Source organism: Marinifilum sp. D714, from assembly GCF_030851345.1.
Taxonomy (GTDB): domain Bacteria; phylum Bacteroidota; class Bacteroidia; order Bacteroidales; family Marinifilaceae; genus Marinifilum.
In genome coordinates this window covers 119107-138744 of record NZ_JALPNU010000004.1, presented here as the reverse complement: position 1 = coordinate 138744, position 19638 = coordinate 119107, and the positions used below count along the sequence as shown (strand labels likewise).

Below are 19638 nucleotides of genomic sequence, written 5' to 3'. Positions count from 1 at the left end.
AATTTAGGTTGAGGTTTTAATCAAAGATAAATGACTATTACTTGTTATAAAAATTTACTTATTGATTCTTCCAAAAAGCAGGTACAAATATAATTAATAAGGTAAATAACTCTAAACGTCCTAGCAACATTAAGAATGAAAGTACCCATTTTGCCGAATCTGGTAGCATTGCAAAGTTGTCAACAGGTCCAACTTTTCCTAAGCCAGGACCAATTCCTCCCATTGTAGTTGCCACTGCCCCCATGGATGAAATAAAATCCATTCCTAAAAAGGCCAACACAATGGTACTTGCAAAAAATATGGTAAAATACAATACGACAAAAGCTTGTATTTTAAATATAATATCTTTTCCAATTGCCTCATTGTTATAGCGAACCGGAATCACTGCTGAGGGATGAATCATTCTTTTAAACTCCAAAAAGCTATTTTTAAATAATAGCAAATGGCGAAGAATTTTCACTCCTCCTGATGTTGATCCAACACAAGCTCCTGTGAACATTAGGCCAAAAATAAGCATCCAAAGGAATGAAGGCCACGCTGAATAATCGGCACTAATAAAACCAGTACTGGTAATCACTGATACAACCTGAAAAAGTGCATCACGAAATGAATGCTCAAAAGGAGCGTGATTTTTAAGAGTCAGGGTTAAGGTGATGATTGCTGTTATCAACAGAATTAATCCTAAATAAACTTTAAATTCCTGATTTTGAATAAACTTTTTTAGATTTCCCTTTATCGCAAAGTAATGAAGCGTAAAGTTAACTCCTGACAAAAACATGAAAAAGATAATTACATATTGGATGTATGGCGAAAAACCCATAATGCTATCATTCTTGGTAGAAAAGCCTCCAGATGCCAAAGTGCCAAAAGAATGACAAACTGCATCAAAAAATCCCATATTCCCCAACATCAGAAAGATAATTTCCAATGCAATTAATAACATGTAAATTCCCCACAATCTTTTGGCTGTTTCTTTAATTCTTGGATGAAGCTTATCTACAGTTACTCCTGCTGCTTCAGCATTAAACATGGCCATTCCTCCAAATCCAAAAATTGGTAAAATGGCAACGGTTAAAACCAAAATTCCCATTCCCCCTAAAAGATGCGTAAGAGATCTCCAAAATAAAATACCATGCGGCAATGATTCGATATCAGTAATTACTGAAGCTCCTGTAGTGGTAAAACCAGATATCGTTTCAAAAAAAGCATTGGTATACGAAGGAACATATGATCCGATCCAATATGGCAGTGCTCCAAATATCGAGAAAAACACCCAAACCAAACTGACTACAAGAAAAGCTTCTCGCTTGTGAATCTCTTGTCTATGGTTTTTCGTTATTAGAAAAAGAATTCCTCCAACTACTAATGTAATAAACGCTGACTTTAAGAAACATCCTAAATCACCTTCACAATAGGAAAACGATATCAGTGCACAAAGAATCATAAATATTGATTCAATTAAAGCCAGCACAGACATTAAATAAAAAACAAATTTCAAGTTCATAGCACCAAGAAAAACCCATCTCTGAAAGAAGATGAGTTATTAACAAAAAAAGAGCTTTTGCAAGCTCTTAATATCTTATTTAAAAAATTTCTCTACTTTTTTTATAGCTGAAGGTAAGGTAAATACAACCACTTTATCATCAGCCATGATTTGAGTATCTCCTGTTGCAATAATACTATCATTATCACGAATGATTCCTCCAATATTGGCATCATCTGGAAAATCTAAATCTTTTAATGCAGCTTTGGTGATTTTCGATCCTTTTTTAGCAGTAAGCTCCATCACCTCAGCTTCAGAAACGGTAAGCCATTTACAATGCTGAACATCAGCATCCATAGTGAAACGATAAATATAACTCGCAGCAAGAAGCTTCTTGTTAATCATGGTTCCTACTCCAATATTATCTGCAAGATCTATATAATCGATATTTTCAACTTCGGCAATTGTTCTTCGAACACCCATTTTCTTAGCAAGCAAACAAGCCAAAATATTGGTTTCCGAGTTACCTGTTACAGCAACAAAGGCATCCATTTTATGAATTCCTTCTTCCTTTAACAATTCCTTATCTCGACCATCCCCATTAATCACCAAAGCATCTTGCAAACTATCCGCTAATTTTAAGCTTTTTTCCTTGTCAATTTCCAGAAGTTTCAGATTCATTTTTCGACCCAATTCCATGGCTGTCTTTTGTCCAATTCGACTTCCACCAAGAATCATGGCATTCTTTATTTCGTACTTTTGTTTTCCGGCCAAAAGCATTACTTTTTCGATGCTTTCAGGCTTGCTCACAACAAAAACCAAATCACCTCTCGAGAATCGATTATGACCTCTTGGAATAATAGTCATATCCTCACGCTTGATTGCTACAGCACGAAAATCAACATCACTAGTCATTTCAGCCACTTCGGCCATAGTTTTATCCATTATAATGGATTTACTACTGATTTTGATTCCATATAACAGAAGTTTCCCGCCTGAGAATTCATACATCTGCCGAGTACCTGAGCGAGACAAATAACTTATCACCTCTTTTGCAGCTAGCTTTTCAGGATAAATCAATTCATCAATCCCTAAACTTTGAAGGTATTCCTTATTCTCTGGAATTAAATACTCTTGATTATCAATACGTGCAATTGTTTTTATTGCTCCTAACTTCTTGGCAAGAATAGTAGAAGTAATATTAGTCGTTTCTGATTGCGTTACCGCGATAAATAAATCAGCTTTCTTAACACTCGCCTCCTTCAAATCCTTCAAAGAAGAACTAGATCCCACAATGGTTAATAAATCCAAATGTGAATCAACTTCTTTTAATTTTTCTTCATCCTGATCCAATAAGATAATATCATGATCCTGATGACTCAACATCTTCGCCAAATGAGTTCCAACAGCTCCTGCACCGGCAATAACAATCTTCATATCTTTATTCCGTTAACTAATATTTTTGGAAAAATTCGAGGCAAATTAACACAATATCGATCAAATTCGATAATAAATCGTTAAAAAAAATTAAAAAGCCAAGCTCTCTAAATTACCAAATCAGAATCTAAAATCAAAAGCCTTAATTGAATACTATATTTTTGTACACCAACACAATTAATCCGAAGACAAATCAACAACAAAAGCTCCTCTATCCTTTATAACAAATAAATTACACATGCTATCTACATTAATGTTGTGCAATCGTTGTAAATCATTTCTATAGACAGATCCATCAATTACTATAGTAGAGTTTATCTGATTTTTTGTTAAGAATTCTGCTTTTTTCAATGCTGATTTTCTCATCAGGATAATATCTGGATCAAGACGATTTAATAGCTCCAAAGCAAAATCATTATTCTTTTGAATGATTAATAATTTACTCCCAGCAAATTCCCTAAAGTCTACTTCCTGTATTGTATCTGTATTAATATTATCAAGTTGATTTTGAATTTGATAATTATTCGCCAAGAACTTCTGCTTCGAAATTTCCATATCTCTATCACACAAATAACTTACCTGATTTCCACTCCTAAATGCTATTAATGCATTCCTTCCCGCATTAAAAATGATCAATTCCTGTTTTTTAGGTTGAAAATGTTTTAAAAGTTCAGGAACCTGAAAAAAGATAAGCAAAATCATTAAACCATAAACAGCCATTTTTCTCCGCAAAATCACAATAAAAATCAAACTGATGATTATAGCATATATCAATAAAACCTGAAATGAAGAAAAACTAAGAGAATGAATAACGGCTCCTGGCAATTCCTGTATCCAAACAATAATATGATTTAGGATTTTAATTAGATGTTGAAGTATCCATCCCAGTATATTTGAAAGTATTTCGACCTGAGACAATATTAGCAACAGGGCAGATAGGTAAATTAGTATACCCGCCATTAAGATTACGACATAATCTGACAATAGAAAATAGGAAGGAAACTGATTAAAATAGTAAATTGTTAAAGGGAAAGTAGCTATTTGTGCTGCAAGGGAAACGGTAGTTAATTGCCATAACTTGTTGAAAATAGGGTTGCGAATAAAAAGTAACTTGTCAAATTTGGGTTGTAAGAATACGATTCCTGCAACTGCTAAGTATGAGAATTGAAATCCAACAGTGAAAATCAAGTAAGGATTATAGAGCAATAGAAAAAAGGCCGATGCAGCAAGAGAGTTAAAAACTCCTCCTTTTCGTCTCATTGCCTCACCAACAACAATGAAACTAAACATGCATGCTGCCCTCATAACGGAAGGCGACAATCCTGTTATTAAGGCATACAACCAGAGAATGATTAAGAGAAATACACTGCGAATCCATCGTCCATATTTTATTTTCAGCAAGAAACTTAGAAGATAACTCATAACCAAATAAATGATACCTACGTGCAATCCAGAAACTGCTAGAACATGCATTGCTCCAGCATCTGCCCAGGCTTTTCTTACTTCAGGATCGAGGCTTGTTTTGTATCCCAAGGTAAGAGCTGCCAAAATATCGAAACTTTCATTTGTAATTCCATTGTCGCGATATATTTGTAAAAGCTGATCTCGCCATTTCCAAGCCAATGCACGGATATTCATTCGATAATCTGTTGGAAGTTTAATCCAATTCGTGGTATTTACATAGGATGAATATAAGATATGACGAGTTTTTAAATAGCCCGAGTAATCAAATTCGTTAGGGTTTCCTGAATTTTTAACACGCTCCACATTAGAGTTGATAAATAATCGATCTCCAACATTCAACTGTTTTACTAAACTGTCCTTTTTAAAGTACAAAATGATATTGGCAGTCTCTTTAGTAGTCCTGTTCTTATTAACAGATTCAGTAATTCTTGCAACACACGAAAAAGTATTTGCCTTCTCTATCGGATTTTCAATTAATTCAATTTGATATGCTTCAGGTGAATCTACTTCACTCAAAAACATACTTTTTTGAATAACCTGGGTTCTAAAAACTCCTAAACAAGTAAACAGGACAACCACTATTAAACCAAAAACAGGTCGCATTTTATATGACTTCTTCAATTTGGGAACCATCACAAAAAGAAGCATTAAAACAAAACCTAAGGAAAGCATAATAAGATTCAACTTATTGGTGATCTTAAACAGTTCAGCTATAAAAATCCCAACTATCAGAAAAAATAAAACTCGCAGAAAAGGATATTGTCGTAGTAGTTCCCGTAAATTCATGTTTACACATTTTATGCTCAATTGAATTTAAGAATTCCTACTCTAAAAAAAAAGCCCTTGCTAAAAAAAGCAAGGACTTATCTAACTATTATACAGAGTGCTTGCGCACATTAATCTTCTTTATCTAAAACTAAATGCAATACCTCCTGTAATTGTATTGTATTCCTGAATGGTATAATCTCCAAATATTTTAAAGAAGCCCAAATTTAATCTGGTACCAAGAGTTGCACGAACACCGCTTGCATCAAAGTCAACAGATACCGGATCGATTAAAGTCTCAGACATAACAGTCATGTTTGTATTCTCATCAACATATTCCAGTTCATATGTACCCTTGATATCCACATCCATTTTTGCAGTATTGTAACCAACTGCACCATAAAATTCGATCAACTTTAAATTTACCGAAGCAATGGCCTGAAATGTATATGCATTGGTTTTGAACTCCATCATTTGTCCTGATCCTTTAAAGCCAGAATCTTCTTGGATATCATATTCTGCGGTTAATTGTGTATATGCGATCAAAGCTGAAATATCAACTGGAGTTTTATCAATCTTTAACATCTTTGATAAACTCTTTTGAAGTCCAATACCAAACATTCCCACCTCTAAATCAGAAGATCCTACTTTGGGTAAGTATCTTACTTTCAAATCAGAATTGATTCCCGGAATACCAATACCGACTTGTAGCGTTGCAGAAGGAACAGCATTCATTGGCAAATCATCACCAATACCATCAGGAATATTAAACCTTGCTAAATCATATTCTCCTTCACTAGTTTCAATTCTTGCCAACAAAGCTTGTGTATTTTCTCCTCCCATCAAAGTTTGCATTTCAGCAGAATTTGCACCACTGGCCAAGCTTATGTTTTTATAATCGCTGGCTATAAATTGAAATGTTTCATCCTTGCTTGGAACATTGGCCAAATTGGCAACCAAGGTAATGTCAAAACCTAACTTTTTATGAGTTCTTGCAGTTGAATACCAGCCATTATTTAATCCATACATAAATCCTTTGGATACTGGATTCACGTATTTTTCGGTCAACTTCGATGCATCTTCAGTTCCTGCTAACAGAAACTGTTCAATATCCTGCGATTTACCCAAAAATGGTGCAAACAAAATAAGTAGTAGAATCAATTTTTTCATAGTATCTAGATTTTATTTAGTGGCTTAAACAATATCTGCTAATACGGAACAATGCAAAAATTGTTTAAATATTATTAATAATATCACAATTCGTAAGTGTATACAATCTGATGTAAGTCTATCAATAAAGCCGAATGAGCATTAAAAAACCCTACCAAATTGGTAGGGTGCTAATTTATCTTGGAAGTGTAAATTTATATTTTGCCTTAAACTTTCCTTTCGATATTCCTGCAAGTTTTCCTCTTAAAAGTCGCTTTTTAATTGGAGCACAATGATCTGTAAACATGATTCCTTCCAGATGATCATATTCATGTTGAATTACCCTGGCAGCATAACCCGAAAACTCTTCTTCATGAAATTCCCAATTTTCATCGTAGTATTCAATTTTAATAGTTTCCGGACGCTTCACATCTTCATTCAAACCAGGAATACTCAAACATCCTTCCGACATGGTCCATTCTTCTCCTGTACGTTCTGTAATTTTTGGATTAATGAACATCTTTTTAAATCCTTCCAATTCAGGTTCTTCTTCAGCAAAAGATGAACAATCAATCACAAACATTCTAATCGATCTTCCTACTTGTGGAGCCGCAAGACCTACTCCATCCGCAAAATACATGGTTTGCCACATATCTGCTTTGAATTTTTCCAAATCAGGATAATCCTTGTCAATATCTTTGGCAACCTTTCTTAAAACAGGATGGCCATAAATCGTAATCGGTAATATCATTTTTATACTCTTATTTACTCTACAAACAATCTAAAACATGTTTCGTTTGGTTTCCATGTACGATTGTAAAATTATCGTGGCACTCACTTTATCAATCATGGCTTTATCCTGACGTTGTTTCTTTTTTAAGCCACCATCAATCATCGTTTGAAAAGCTATTTTTGAAGTAAATCGCTCATCCACCATCTCTATAGGGATATCTGGAAATTTTTTCTTTAACTTCCCTAAAAATGGTTTCAAATACTTCATCGATTCACTATCCTCATTGTTCAACTGCTTTGGATATCCCACCACAAAAAGTTCAACTTCTTCACTTGCCATGTATTTTTCCAGGTAGTCAAGCAAATCTTTGGCTGCAACAGTACCCAATCCATTTGCAATTATTTGCATAGGATCTGTAACCGCTATACCAACTCTCTTTCTTCCGTAATCAATTGCTAAAATTCGTGCCAACAGATATTATTTATACTAATTTTGAATTGCAAAGATATAAAATCCATTCAGACTTTTATCTGCTTGGCTAATTTTGGGTGGTTTTTAGAATGGTAAGTTAATTAGACTCCAAGTGAAAAATATCATGTATTTCCTTTATCATCTCTTCTCTGTCCAATTCAAGTGCACAAAAGGTATTGTAAACTGAAACATAACAATCTTTTCCCAAGCTCAATTCATGTGCTTTAATTTCATCTGCTATGTTGGCATTTAGCAAAGCTGTTTGTCCAATTATAATTGGAGTAATTTCAGATTCATTCTTATGAATGATATACAAACCAGGACGATTTTTAATCTCATCTAAATTTGAAAAAGGTCCTCGAAACGAAAAACGCCCTATTTGAATAGTCATATCAGTTCTTGTTTAAACAAAAAAATCAGGAAAACTCCTGATTTTGAAAGTAAGAATAATTACTCAAACAACTCGTATATGAGATAATATTTTTAGAATAATATTCCCAAATGAATACTCAGGCGATTAAATTCCTCCCGTAAAATCTCTTTATCGTTGGTGTAATCGTTATACCATGTGAGTTTATTTTTCTGGTATCGATAACCCAATCCCAGACTAAAACTTGCACTTCCTTTTCCACTAAAAACAACACCTATACCCGGATTTATTAACCAGCCACCTTTGTTGTTCATCTCTTCACCATTGTTGTAGTAATAATTTGTGTTTTCCCTATTCTCAATTGCAAAAGAATAACCTGACTGACAAAACAGATACGTATTTAATCCTTTAATTTTATGATGGTAGCGAATATCCGTGAATAAAGGAATTTGGGTTTCTTCAAAGGTTTCTAAACCAATTCCACCCCCCAATGACAGGCCATTTTTAAAGAGGTAATTTGCCGAACACATCAAACTAAAAGGAGCCTCGTTTTCATTTCCATTACTGCCAAGTAAAACTCCAAATTTAGTATCAACAAAAACTTTTTGATTTCTAATGGTAAGACTGTCTTGTTTAAACTTTGGCAATCTTTTCCTTTCGTACCTTATTTCAGCAATGTCTTCCATATCAAATTTCCAAAAATTTTTATCCAATGTTTTCAATTCAAGAAATTTACCGGGAACCTGTCTTACAATAGTTCCTTTTAATACATTGCCATTCTTGAGCTGGACAACATCAATTCTTTTTTGTGCACTTAACTGAGTGGTTAGTAAAATACCAAATACAAACAAAAAAATCGGTTTTAATAATGGGCTTATAGTCTTCATAATTCTTCATATTGTTTCTCTTTTGATGGAACAAATCAAATTTGGTTGCGTCGCACTACAAATTAACTTTCAAAAACTTACACGCAACCTATATGATCCGCGTGCATCTATAGGTTAGATTGAAAAAAGTTAAAATCTAATCCATAAATGCAATTCATATGAAAACAACAATTACAACTTCATTGATACTATTCATAGGTATATGCTTCTTCTCTTGTGATGACGACATTTCTCATGAGTATACCATTAATGAACCAGTGTATATGAGTACCGCCGATTTTAAAAATGCAGTAAAATCGGAAAGTTCAAGAAGTATGGAAGAAACTGGAAAAATATATTTCTATGGAGATTATATATTGGTAAATGAAAAATTCCAGGGCATCCATGTGATCAATAATTCCGATCCTTCCAATCCCGTTACAGAAAAATTTATTACCATTCCCGGGAATATTGATATGGCAGTAAAGGACAATATGCTATATGCCGATTCATACACCGATTTGGTGGTTATCGATATCAGTAATATCGATCAGGTAACAGAAAGCAAACGATTTGACGATGTATTCTTTTACAGTTTGCCTCCAACAAACAATAATTACATATATGGTGATATCGATCCTAAAAAAGGCATTGTTATTGGTTGGGAAATTAAACGTACCAGCGAAAAATACCAGGAACCAAGATATTACCCAATGTACGATTACATGACAAGTTCAGCGGCTGAGGCCAGTTCGAAAGCCAATGGTTCAAATATTGGCAAAGCTGGTTCCATGGCTCGATTTATGATCCAGGGTAATACCTTATATACTCTAAAATCATCATATGCTTTAAATATCTACGACATAGCAAACTCAAACGAAGCAATATTTAGTGGTAGTTTAAATTTAGGATGGGGAATTGAAACAGTTTTTGCACACAACAATCATCTTTTCTTTGGTGCCAACCGGGGAATGTATATCTACGATATCAGCAATCCATTTGCACCTGAATATGTATCGGAATATTCTCATTTTATGAGTTGCGATCCTGTGGTAGTTGAGGATGATTATGCCTACATAACGCTTCGTGCAGGAAATTGGTGTGGTCAAAATACAAGTCAGCTTGATGTTGTTGACATTAGCAATTTAAATACTCCAAGTCTTCTAAAATCGTATTCAATGACAAATCCATACGGATTGGGAATTGATGATGATTTACTTTTTGTATGCGATGGTACAGCAGGTTTAAAAATCTATGACAAATCTGATCCATTGAACATTGCTGCAAATCATCTAAGTACATTTACCGATTTGACTCCTTACGATGTAATTCCATTGGGAAATATTCTGGTAGTAATTTCTCCGGAAGGATTACTCCAATACGATTATACTGATATTAACAACATTCAATTGCTTAGCTCCATAAAAATTAAAAGCGATGAATAAGAATCAAGAAAGGCTGCCTCACACGAAGCAGCCTTTCTTGTAATTTCTTTTTACAGGAAAAACCATAAAACCGATGGTATTAATACACCAAGTAAGGCCAGTTTCCAACCTCGTTTTTTAAAGCCATTTCTTCCTTTGGTAATTACCAATCCTGTGATACAGATCAATAGTACACAAATAGCAAAAATGTCTGAATACCAAACCCACGCATCGCTTGCCGATTTGTGTAAATCAACCATTTGTCCTAGGACTGGGCGCGTTCTGAAACTTTCAATTTGACCTTCTCCAGTAAATGGATTGATATAAGCATAAGCATTATCGAAATAGAGATTATATCCACCTCTTCTCCATGCTGTTCCATTCAACTTTAGCTCAATACCTTGAGTTTTTAGAGCTTCCTGAAAAAACTCGTCTGAAATGGCATTTTTATCTTTGGGTAAATCAAATTTTACATCCACTGCATCGTATACATAGTCACGCGGATCCCAAGAGTGACGATGATTCAAAGCAATTCCAGAAATTGAAAATGCCATTAATAATCCGACATAAAAGTAAGAGAAATCTCTGTGCCAATTTCGAAGTTTCAGATTCCAGTTCATATTCTAAATCCTTTAATAAATTTTTATGGCTACAAAGAAAGAAAAAAGTACTCTATTCTAAATCATATGTTTTAGTGATTTAATTTAAAAATTAGGTTCATTACCAGATGGTTTTCTATTAATAACCGATTTACTATTAAATTAATTCAGTTTTACCAGACTCAATGGTAAACTTCCTTTAAACACAGTAAAGCACATTCACCAAAACTTTGAGACGACAACTGCATGCACTTTGAGACATTGAGTGCATGCACTCTTAGGTGTTGAGTACGAGTACTCTTCAACTCAGTAAAAGCATAATTAGGAATAAGAAACAAAAAAGGCTATCTCAAAAGAGGTAGCCTTATATATTGAATCGATATTTCTATCGGATTACTTCAAGTTTGCTTGAGCAGCAGATAGGCGTGCGATTGGCACACGGAAAGGAGAACATGAAACGTAATCCAATCCAGTTCTGTGACAGAACTCAACTGATGATGGCTCACCACCGTGCTCACCACAGATACCTAATTTAAGATCAGAACGAGTTGCACGACCTTTTTGTGCACCCATTTCAACCAACTGACCAACACCAGTTTGATCAAGAGCCTGGAATGGATCTTGCTTCAAGATACCTTTCTCAATGTAGATAGGTAAGAATTTACCAGCATCATCACGAGAGTATCCGAAAGTCATCTGAGTTAAGTCATTAGTACCAAATGAGAAGAATTCAGCAACTTCAGCAACTTCGTCAGCAGTTAAAGCAGCACGAGGAATCTCGATCATAGTACCTACCATGTAATCAACTTTAATTCCTTTTTCTTCGAATACTACATCAGCAGTTGAACGGATGATTTCTTCCTGCATCTTCAACTCCTTGATAGTACCGATCAATGGAACCATGATTTCTGGTTTTGGATCAAGACCTTCTTTCTTCAAGTCACAAGCAGCTTCGATGATAGCGCGAGCCTGCATTTCTGTAATCTCTGGGTAAGTGTTACCTAGACGACAACCTCTGTGCCCCAACATTGGGTTGAACTCGTGTAAAGACTCTACTTTTTCAGCAACAACCTTCACATCAACACCAAGCTTTTCAGCCATTTCTTTCTGAGAAGCAGCATCGTTTGGAGTAAACTCGTGCAATGGTGGATCCAGTAAACGAATAGTTACTCCGAATCCGTCCATAGCTTTCAAAATTCCGTAGAAGTCTTCACGCTGGATAGGTAATAATTTAGCCAATGCTTCTTTACGACCTTCAAGATCTTCAGCAAGAATCATTTCACGCATCTTCCAGATACGATCTCCTTCGAAGAACATGTGCTCAGTACGACAAAGACCAATACCTTTAGCACCGAAATTACGAGCAGTTTCAGCATCAGCTGGAGTATCAGCATTAGTTCTAACATACATGCGAGTGTTAGCTTCTGCAAGATCCATGATTTTACCGAAATCACCATCTAAAGATGGGTTGATAGTAGCAACTTCACCTTCGTAAACAACACCAGTAGAACCGTTCAATGAGATGAAATCACCTTCTTTGTACTCAACACCGTTGATAGTCATTTTCTTACCAGAAACAACAAGACCAGCAGCAGAAGATATACAACATTTACCCATACCACGAGCTACTACAGCTGCGTGAGAAGTCATACCACCACGCTCAGTCAAGATACCAACAGCAGCGTTCATACCTTTCAAGTCTTCTGGAGAAGTCTCACGACGAACAAGGATTACTTTCTTACCATCAGCAGCCCAAGTTTCAGCATCTTCTGCAGAGAATACGATCTGACCTGTAGCAGCACCTGGAGAAGCTGGCAAACCTTTAGAAAGTTCTTTTGCAGAAGCAAGAGCTGCAGTATCAAATACTGGGTGCAATAACTCATCTAATTTGTTTGGCTCCTGACGTAATAAAGCAGTCTTCGCATCGAAGTAACCTTGCTCCATCATATCAACAGCAATCTTAACCATAGCAGCAGCAGTACGCTTACCGTTACGAGTTTGCAACATCCAAAGTTTACCATCCTGAATGGTGAACTCCATATCCTGCATATCTTTGTAGTGATCTTCTAATTTTTGCTGAACTTCGTCAAGCTCTTTGTAGATCTCTGGCATAGCTTCTTCCAATGAAGGGAAGTTAGCTTTACGATCTTCTTCAGAAGTACCGTTACGCTCAGCCCATCTTTGAGAACCGATCAAAGTAATTTCTTGTGGAGTACGAACACCAGCAACAACGTCTTCACCCTGTGCGTTAATCAAGTACTCACCGTTGAACAAGTCTTCACCTGTTGCAGCATCACGAGAGAAACATACACCAGTAGCAGAAGTTTCACCCATGTTACCATATACCATAGCCTGAACATTTACTGCAGTACCCCACTCCTCTGGAATTTGCTCCATACGACGGTAAAGGATAGCACGCTCAGTGTTCCATGAATCAAATACAGCGCAAACAGCACCCCAAAGCTGATCCCATGGATTAGTTGGGAAATCTTTTCCTGCTTTAGCTCTAACAACTGCTTTAAATTCTTCAACAACAGCCTTAAGATCTTCTACTGACATTTCGTTATCAGCAGCGTAACCGTTAGCTTCCTTAACTTTGTCAAGAACTTGCTCGAAAGGACAGTGCTCACCAGCTTCAGCTTCAACGCCCATTACTACATCACCATACATTTGGATGAAACGACGATATGAATCGTAAGCGAAGTGCTCGTTACCTGATTTCTCAGCGATCACTTTTACAGTTTCGTCGTTCATACCCAAGTTCAATACAGTGTTCATCATACCTGGCATAGATACACGAGCACCTGAACGAACAGATAACAACAATGGGAAAGCTTCACCTTTAGAGTCAAACTTAGCGTTCATTGCTTTTTCAGTTTCAGCAACAGCAGCTTCAACTTGACCTTTAATCATTTCTACAACAGCTTCTTTTCCTTGCTTGTTGTATTCAGTACAAACTTCAGTAGTGATAGTGAAACCTGCTGGCACAGGAACACCGATTAGGTTCATTTCTGCAAGGTTGGCACCTTTTCCTCCAAGCAGATTTTTCATATCTGCTTTACCTTCGGCCTTACCGTCACCAAAAGTATAAACGTACTTAGTACTCATAATTATCGCTTTTTAGTTTTAAACGTTAAAGTCCCAAACAACAGGATCCTTAACAACAATTATATTATTAGCTTCTATTTATTTAAAACAATAAATTTAAAGGAATTAAGCGTGAATTTTGTCACGCAAAACACGCTCACAAAAGTAGTTTTCTTTTTTTAATTTTAAAAATATAATTCCCTCATTTAAGTTGCTTTTGTATAGATTTTTTTAGAGTGCGTACACTTTTCTTTTTCAAACGTTTGCGAAAAATTAAACATCCTTTTTCAATACATATATTTCAAAAAAAAAGCCTGCCAATCGACAGACTTTTATGTTTAAAATATTAATATTTTATCTCATTAAATTTTTATTAATAACTTCTTCAGGATGCAAAAGAAAATCAAGATATTGAGCTCTATAATAAACATCCGAAGCTTTTAATTCTTTATCTGATAATTTGCCTATAAATTCATCAACAGACTTGTATCCTTTCTTATCCATCCACTCTTCAATTTCAAACAATACTTTTTCAATAACCATTGGAGTGTTTTTATACAAAGAGCTCACCATTTGAACTACGTTGGCTCCACTTAGGAGCATTTGCAACACATCTGAAGATCCATAAATTCCATTGGCTCCACACAAATCTCCCTTAACTTTTCCATGAGTAAGACCAACATATCTTAAGCCAAGTTTAAAATCTCCAGGATTGCTCAAATTAAAATTGGTAACATGAGTTTCCGTTTCAATATCTATTTCTGGTTGGAAAAGACGATTGAATAAAATAAAAGCCGAAGCTCCAGCCTCATCTAACCTTTGAACAAAATTCAAGATATTGGTGTAGTATGGACTCAATTTAATTGAAAATGGAATAGAAAGTCTTTCTTTTAAAGTCTTTACAATATTAACTTTTTCTTCTTCCATCTGTTCTGCAGTTTTTGTACCATCAAATGGCATTTGATAAAAGTTTAGCTCTAAGGCATCCACCCCTACATCTTCTAACTCTTTAGCATACTCAAACCAAGTAACATCGTACAAACAATTAAGACTAGCAATTACGGGAATATTTACATTTTCCTTTACCTCTTTTAGTTTAAGCAAATGAGCTTTAGGCCCTGCATGTTCTAAGGCCGGAAAAAGTGAAGTCATTTCGGCATTACGATGTGCATACTCGTCTAACTCATCAGAAAGTTGTGCACGTTCCATAATGATTTGCTCCTCAAATAGAGATTTATACACAATTGCTGCAGCACCTGCCTCTTCAAGATCTTTAGCTCCCTCAACGGTAGCTGAAAGGGTACAAGCCCCTACTATAATGGGATTTTTTAAATTTAACCCCATGAATTCAACATTTAAATTTGCCATATGATTTTGGATTAAAAATTTATTGGGTACTAATAAATTTAAGAAATGAACTTGATATTTTCAACTCTATTTTCATTTTCAACCATCTGAATATCACAACAAATTACATGTACCCCTCTGAATACAAGATATACAGGTCTTATATTTTTTTTACTAAGAAAGGCAGAATAGTAAGATCCACCAACTTACCATTCTGCCTTTCCGATCCGGAGCTATGCTTTAGGATCACTAAAATCATAACAATTATCACATATCTTTGGTTACGAATCACTAAGAATAATCAAGTATCCCATTTTCGGATGTGCAGAACATTGATAGTACAAAGTATCAGGATGATTTGAATTTGGTGTAAAACTCAATGTCCCGGTTTGGGTTTTGCTTCCTGTTACACCATTGCTTACTTCTCCTGCTCCTACTCCTGTATCATCTGTACTAATATAAAAAGGGTGAGTGGGCGTATTGATATCAAAAACATATTTAGTACCACGAGTCAAATTCAATTGGCTTCCTTCATTACCATTAATGGTGTATCCAATGGTACTTCCTTGGTTAAACCATGGGTGATTTGAAGTTTTGGTAACGGTTCTTACCGTAAAATCTATCATTGGATCTGGATCAGGATCTGGATTTGGCATCATTCCTCCATCATCACTATCACTACCGCCACCGCATGAATATATCATTAGCAGAATAAACCCAAATAAAATATATCGCAGCTTTTTCATAACACTCCTAAATTAATGTCAAGAAAAAAGTTACGACAATTAGTTTTTTTAAACTGTCATTTACACGACAGATTAAACGAAAAAAGAGGCCCTAAAAGAGCCTCTTTCTATATAATTAGATTAAAAACTTATGCAAGTTCTTTTTCTTCTTCAGAATAATCTAATGAAGCTTGACGCTTGTAAGCTTTATATCTCCACTTCGCATTCTCTTCTGCAGCTACGAATAATTCCTTAGCTTCTTCTGGGAATGATTTCTGTAGAGAAGTATAACGTACCTCACCTAATAAGAAATCCTGGAAGTTTTCCCACTTAGGTTCTTTTGAATCAAGAACGAATGGGTTCTTACCTTCTGCTTCTAACATAGGGTTGTTACGATACAAGTGCCAGTATCCAGCTTCAACAGCTTTTTTCTCCTCAGCTTGTGATTTACCCATAGATGCTTTCAATCCGTGAGAAATACATGGAGAATAAGCGATGATCAATGATGGTCCTGGATAAGCTTCAGCTTCTTTCAATGCTTTGTAGTACTGAGCCTGGTTTGCACCCATTGCAACCTGAGCTACATAAACATATCCGTAAGACATGGCAATCATACCAAGGTCTTTCTTTCTGATACGCTTACCAGCAGCAGCAAATTTAGCTACAGCACCAACTGGAGTTGATTTAGAAGCCTGTCCACCAGTGTTAGAGTAAATCTCAGTATCCATTACCAATACATTTACATCTTCACCAGAAGCCAATACGTGATCCAAACCACCGAAACCTATATCATAAGCCCAACCATCACCACCGAAGATCCAGATAGACTTCTTAACTAGATATTGTTTCAAGTCTAAGATTTCTTTAGCAACTTCGTGAGTTTCGTTAGCTAAAGCAGCCTCAACTTTTGGAGAAGCAACTTCTGAAGCATCAGCATTGTCTTTTCCTTCTAACCACTCAGCAAATGCAGCTTTAGTTGCATCGTTAACAGCATCCATGTTTTCTTCCATGCGTTGAGCAATACGAGCACGCATTTTGTTAACACCTTCTGCCATACCGTAACCGTACTCTGCGTTATCTTCGAATAGAGAGTTAGCCCAAGCTGGACCTTTACCACTCTTATCGTTCTTACAATATGGAGTAGATGGAGCAGAACCACCGTAGATAGAAGAACAACCAGTAGCATTAGCTACAATCATTCTCTCACCATACATTTGAGTAATTAATTTGATATATGGAGTTTCACCACAACCAGCACAAGCTCCAGAGAACTCGAATAATGGCTGAGCAAACTGTGAGTTCTTCACATTGTTCTTTGGAACAATTTCTTTGTATCCTACCTTTTCGTCCATATAGTGCCATCTTTCCTTCTCAGACTCCTGAGTTTCAAGATGCTTTAATTCAAGAGCTTTAGCTTTTGGAGCAGGACAAACATCAACACAGTTACCACAACCAGTACAATCTTCAGGAGCTACCTGGATACGGAAGCTTAATCCTTTAAGATCTTTACCAGTAGCTGGCTTAACAGCCGTTCCAGCAGGAGCAGCAGCCACTTCTTCTTCTGTTAACAAGAATGGACGGATAGCTGCGTGAGGACAAACGTAAGCACACTGGTTACACTGAATACAAGTTTCTTCTTTCCATTCAGGAACGCTTACTGCGATACCACGTTTCTCATATTTAGTAGTACCAGCTGGGAAAGTACCATCTTCTCTACCCTGGAATGCAGAAACTGGAAGATCATCACCAGTTTGAGCGTTCATAGGATCACAAACATTAGCAACAAACTCAGGACGACCTGTTGAATCTGTCTTGAATCCTTCAGCTTCGATGTTTTTCCATTCAGTAGGAACTTCAACTTCAATTACATTTTCACCACCAGCATCAACAGCCGAGAAGTTCATGTTAACAACTTTTTCACCTTTGTTACCATATGACTTCACAATTGCTTTCTTCATTTCTTCAACTGCCAATTCGAATGGAATTACACCAGTAATTTTAAAGAATGCAGCCTGCATGATCGTGTTGGTTCTTGTACCAAGACCTAACTCTTCACCTAATTTAGTACCGTTGATGATATAGAATTTAATATCATTTTCAGCAATGTACTTCTTCATGTGATCAGGTAAGTGCTTCTTAGTCTCTTCTACATCATAAATAGAGTTCAACAAGAATGAACCACCTTTTTTCAATCCTTTCAATACATCGTATAAGTATACGTATGCAGGAACGTGACATGCTACAAAGTCAGGAGTAGTCACAAGGTAAGTAGAACGGATTGGATCATCACCAAAACGAAGGTGAGAAGCAGTAAAACCACCTGATTTTTTAGAATCGTAAGCAAAATAAGCTTGACAATACTTATCAGTTGATCCACCAATGATCTTGATTGAGTTCTTGTTAGCACCTACAGTACCGTCAGAACCTAATCCGTAAAATTTAGCTTCGTATAATTTTTCAGAGTTTACTTTCAACTCAGCTTCCAAAGGAAGAGATTTAAAGGTTACATCATCAACAATACCTAATGTGAATTGGTTTTTAGGTTCATTCATTGCCAAGTTTTTGTAAACAGCAATAATTTGAGATGGAGTAACATCTTTAGAACCTAATCCGTAACGACCACCAACTACGATAGGAGCATTTTCTTTTCCGTAGAATACTTCTCTTACGTCAAGATACATTGGATCTCCGTTAGCACCTGGCTCCTTAGTTCTGTCAAGAACACAAATTCTCTTCACAGATTTAGGAACTACGCTTAAGAAATGCTTAGCAGAGAATGGGCGATATAGATGTACACCAACCATACCAACTTTTTCACCATTTGCAATTTTGTAATCGATAACCTCTTTGATGGTTTCAGTTACAGATCCCATGGCAATGATGATATTTTCTGCATCTTCAGCACCATAGTATACGAATGGCTTGTATTCTCTACCAGTTAACTTGGTAATTTCGTTCATATAACCTTCTACGATTTCAGGTACTTTATCGTAGAATGGGTTTGCAGCCTCGCGAGACTGGAAGTAGATATCTGGGTTTTGAGCAGTACCTCTAGTTACTGGAGATTCTGGATTCAAAGCACGTTTACGGAACTCCTGAAGAGCTTCCATATCCACCAATTCTTTCATATCGTCAGCGTCAACAGCCTCAACTTTTTGAATTTCGTGTGAAGTACGGAATCCATCGAAGAAGTTGATAAAAGGAACGCGAGATTTAATTGCAGTAAGATGAGCAACTGCAGAAAGATCCATAACTTCCTGTACGGAACCTGATGCCAACATAGCAAAACCAGTTTGTCTTGCAGAATAAACATCTGAGTGATCACCAAAAATAGAAAGTGCTTGAGCAGCTAATGCACGTGCACTTACGTGGAATACACATGGTAATAATTCACCAGAGATCTTATACATGTTAGGAATCATCAACAATAATCCCTGAGATGCAGTATAAGTAGTTGTTAATGCACCAGCTTGCAAAGAACCGTGAACTGCACCTGCAGCACCAGCTTCTGATTGCATTTCAACTAGACGAACAGTTTCGCCAAAAATGTTTTTGCGACCTTGTGCAGCCCATTCATCAACATTCTCAGCCATAGGCGAAGAAGGTGTGATTGGGTAAATACAAGATACCTCACTAAACATATATGCTACGTGAGCGGCAGCAGCATTACCATCGCAGGTAATGAATTTTTTTTCTCTTGCCATTTTACTCCTCCAAT

General features: G+C 36.1%; 14 protein-coding genes. 1 reads left to right on the top strand and 13 read right to left on the bottom strand.

The window, feature by feature from the left end; translation table 11 throughout:
* Positions 1 to 58: 58 nt before the first annotated feature.
* From M0051_RS05760 to M0051_RS05725, 8 genes are all read right to left on the bottom strand, one after another.
* Entirely contained in the window at positions 59 to 1444 is a 1386-nt protein-coding gene (locus M0051_RS05760; RefSeq protein WP_306740603.1) for a TrkH family potassium uptake protein, read from the bottom strand.
* 135 nt (positions 1445 to 1579) lie between these two features.
* Entirely contained in the window at positions 1580 to 2920 is a 1341-nt protein-coding gene (gene trkA, locus M0051_RS05755) for a Trk system potassium transporter TrkA (RefSeq protein ID WP_306740602.1), read from the bottom strand.
* Between the two features lie 177 nt (positions 2921 to 3097).
* Positions 3098 to 5170 carry a ComEC/Rec2 family competence protein gene (locus M0051_RS05750; protein WP_306740601.1) on the bottom strand — a complete coding sequence of 691 codons (2073 nt, stop codon included), beginning with the start codon at positions 5168 to 5170 and terminating at the stop codon, positions 3098 to 3100.
* Between the two features lie 120 nt (positions 5171 to 5290).
* Positions 5291 to 6319, bottom strand: coding sequence for a DUF6588 family protein (locus M0051_RS05745; RefSeq protein WP_306740600.1), 1029 nt, complete (start codon positions 6317 to 6319; stop codon positions 5291 to 5293).
* Positions 6320 to 6494: 175 nt separating this feature from the next.
* Positions 6495 to 7049 carry a peptide deformylase gene (gene def, locus M0051_RS05740; protein ID WP_306740599.1) on the bottom strand — a complete coding sequence of 185 codons (555 nt, stop codon included), beginning with the start codon at positions 7047 to 7049 and terminating at the stop codon, positions 6495 to 6497.
* Positions 7050 to 7079: 30 nt separating this feature from the next.
* A complete protein-coding gene (ruvX, locus tag M0051_RS05735; RefSeq protein WP_306740598.1) occupies positions 7080 to 7502 on the bottom strand; it encodes a Holliday junction resolvase RuvX in 423 nt (140 codons plus the stop codon).
* A gap of 97 nt (positions 7503 to 7599) precedes the next feature.
* Complete coding sequence (locus M0051_RS05730; RefSeq protein ID WP_306740597.1) at positions 7600 to 7893, bottom strand: hypothetical protein; 294 nt, start codon at positions 7891 to 7893, stop codon at positions 7600 to 7602.
* A gap of 92 nt (positions 7894 to 7985) precedes the next feature.
* Positions 7986 to 8759 carry a hypothetical protein gene (locus tag M0051_RS05725; protein WP_306740596.1) on the bottom strand — a complete coding sequence of 258 codons (774 nt, stop codon included), beginning with the start codon at positions 8757 to 8759 and terminating at the stop codon, positions 7986 to 7988.
* A gap of 158 nt (positions 8760 to 8917) precedes the next feature.
* Between M0051_RS05725 and M0051_RS05720 the strand changes: the two genes are divergently transcribed.
* Positions 8918 to 10183 carry an LVIVD repeat-containing protein gene (locus M0051_RS05720; protein ID WP_306740595.1) on the top strand — a complete coding sequence of 422 codons (1266 nt, stop codon included), beginning with the start codon at positions 8918 to 8920 and terminating at the stop codon, positions 10181 to 10183.
* A 50-nt stretch (positions 10184 to 10233) separates the two neighbouring features.
* Here M0051_RS05720 and M0051_RS05715 read toward each other — a convergent pair whose 3' ends face one another.
* From M0051_RS05715 to nifJ, 5 genes are all read right to left on the bottom strand, one after another.
* Complete coding sequence (locus M0051_RS05715) at positions 10234 to 10782, bottom strand: PepSY-associated TM helix domain-containing protein (RefSeq protein WP_306740594.1); 549 nt, start codon at positions 10780 to 10782, stop codon at positions 10234 to 10236.
* 372 nt (positions 10783 to 11154) lie between these two features.
* Positions 11155 to 13869: a pyruvate, phosphate dikinase gene (gene ppdK, locus M0051_RS05710; protein ID WP_306740593.1), complete on the bottom strand. Its 2715-nt coding sequence runs from the start codon at positions 13867 to 13869 to the stop codon at positions 11155 to 11157.
* 333 nt (positions 13870 to 14202) lie between these two features.
* Positions 14203 to 15216 carry a dihydroorotate dehydrogenase-like protein gene (locus M0051_RS05705; RefSeq protein ID WP_306740592.1) on the bottom strand — a complete coding sequence of 338 codons (1014 nt, stop codon included), beginning with the start codon at positions 15214 to 15216 and terminating at the stop codon, positions 14203 to 14205.
* 260 nt (positions 15217 to 15476) lie between these two features.
* Complete coding sequence (locus M0051_RS05700; RefSeq protein ID WP_306740591.1) at positions 15477 to 15941, bottom strand: hypothetical protein; 465 nt, start codon at positions 15939 to 15941, stop codon at positions 15477 to 15479.
* A 128-nt stretch (positions 15942 to 16069) separates the two neighbouring features.
* The gene (gene nifJ, locus M0051_RS05695; RefSeq protein ID WP_306740590.1) at positions 16070 to 19624 is read right to left on the bottom strand and encodes a pyruvate:ferredoxin (flavodoxin) oxidoreductase; all 3555 of its coding nucleotides are present in this window, start codon (positions 19622 to 19624) and stop codon (positions 16070 to 16072) included.
* Positions 19625 to 19638: the final 14 nt, after the last annotated feature.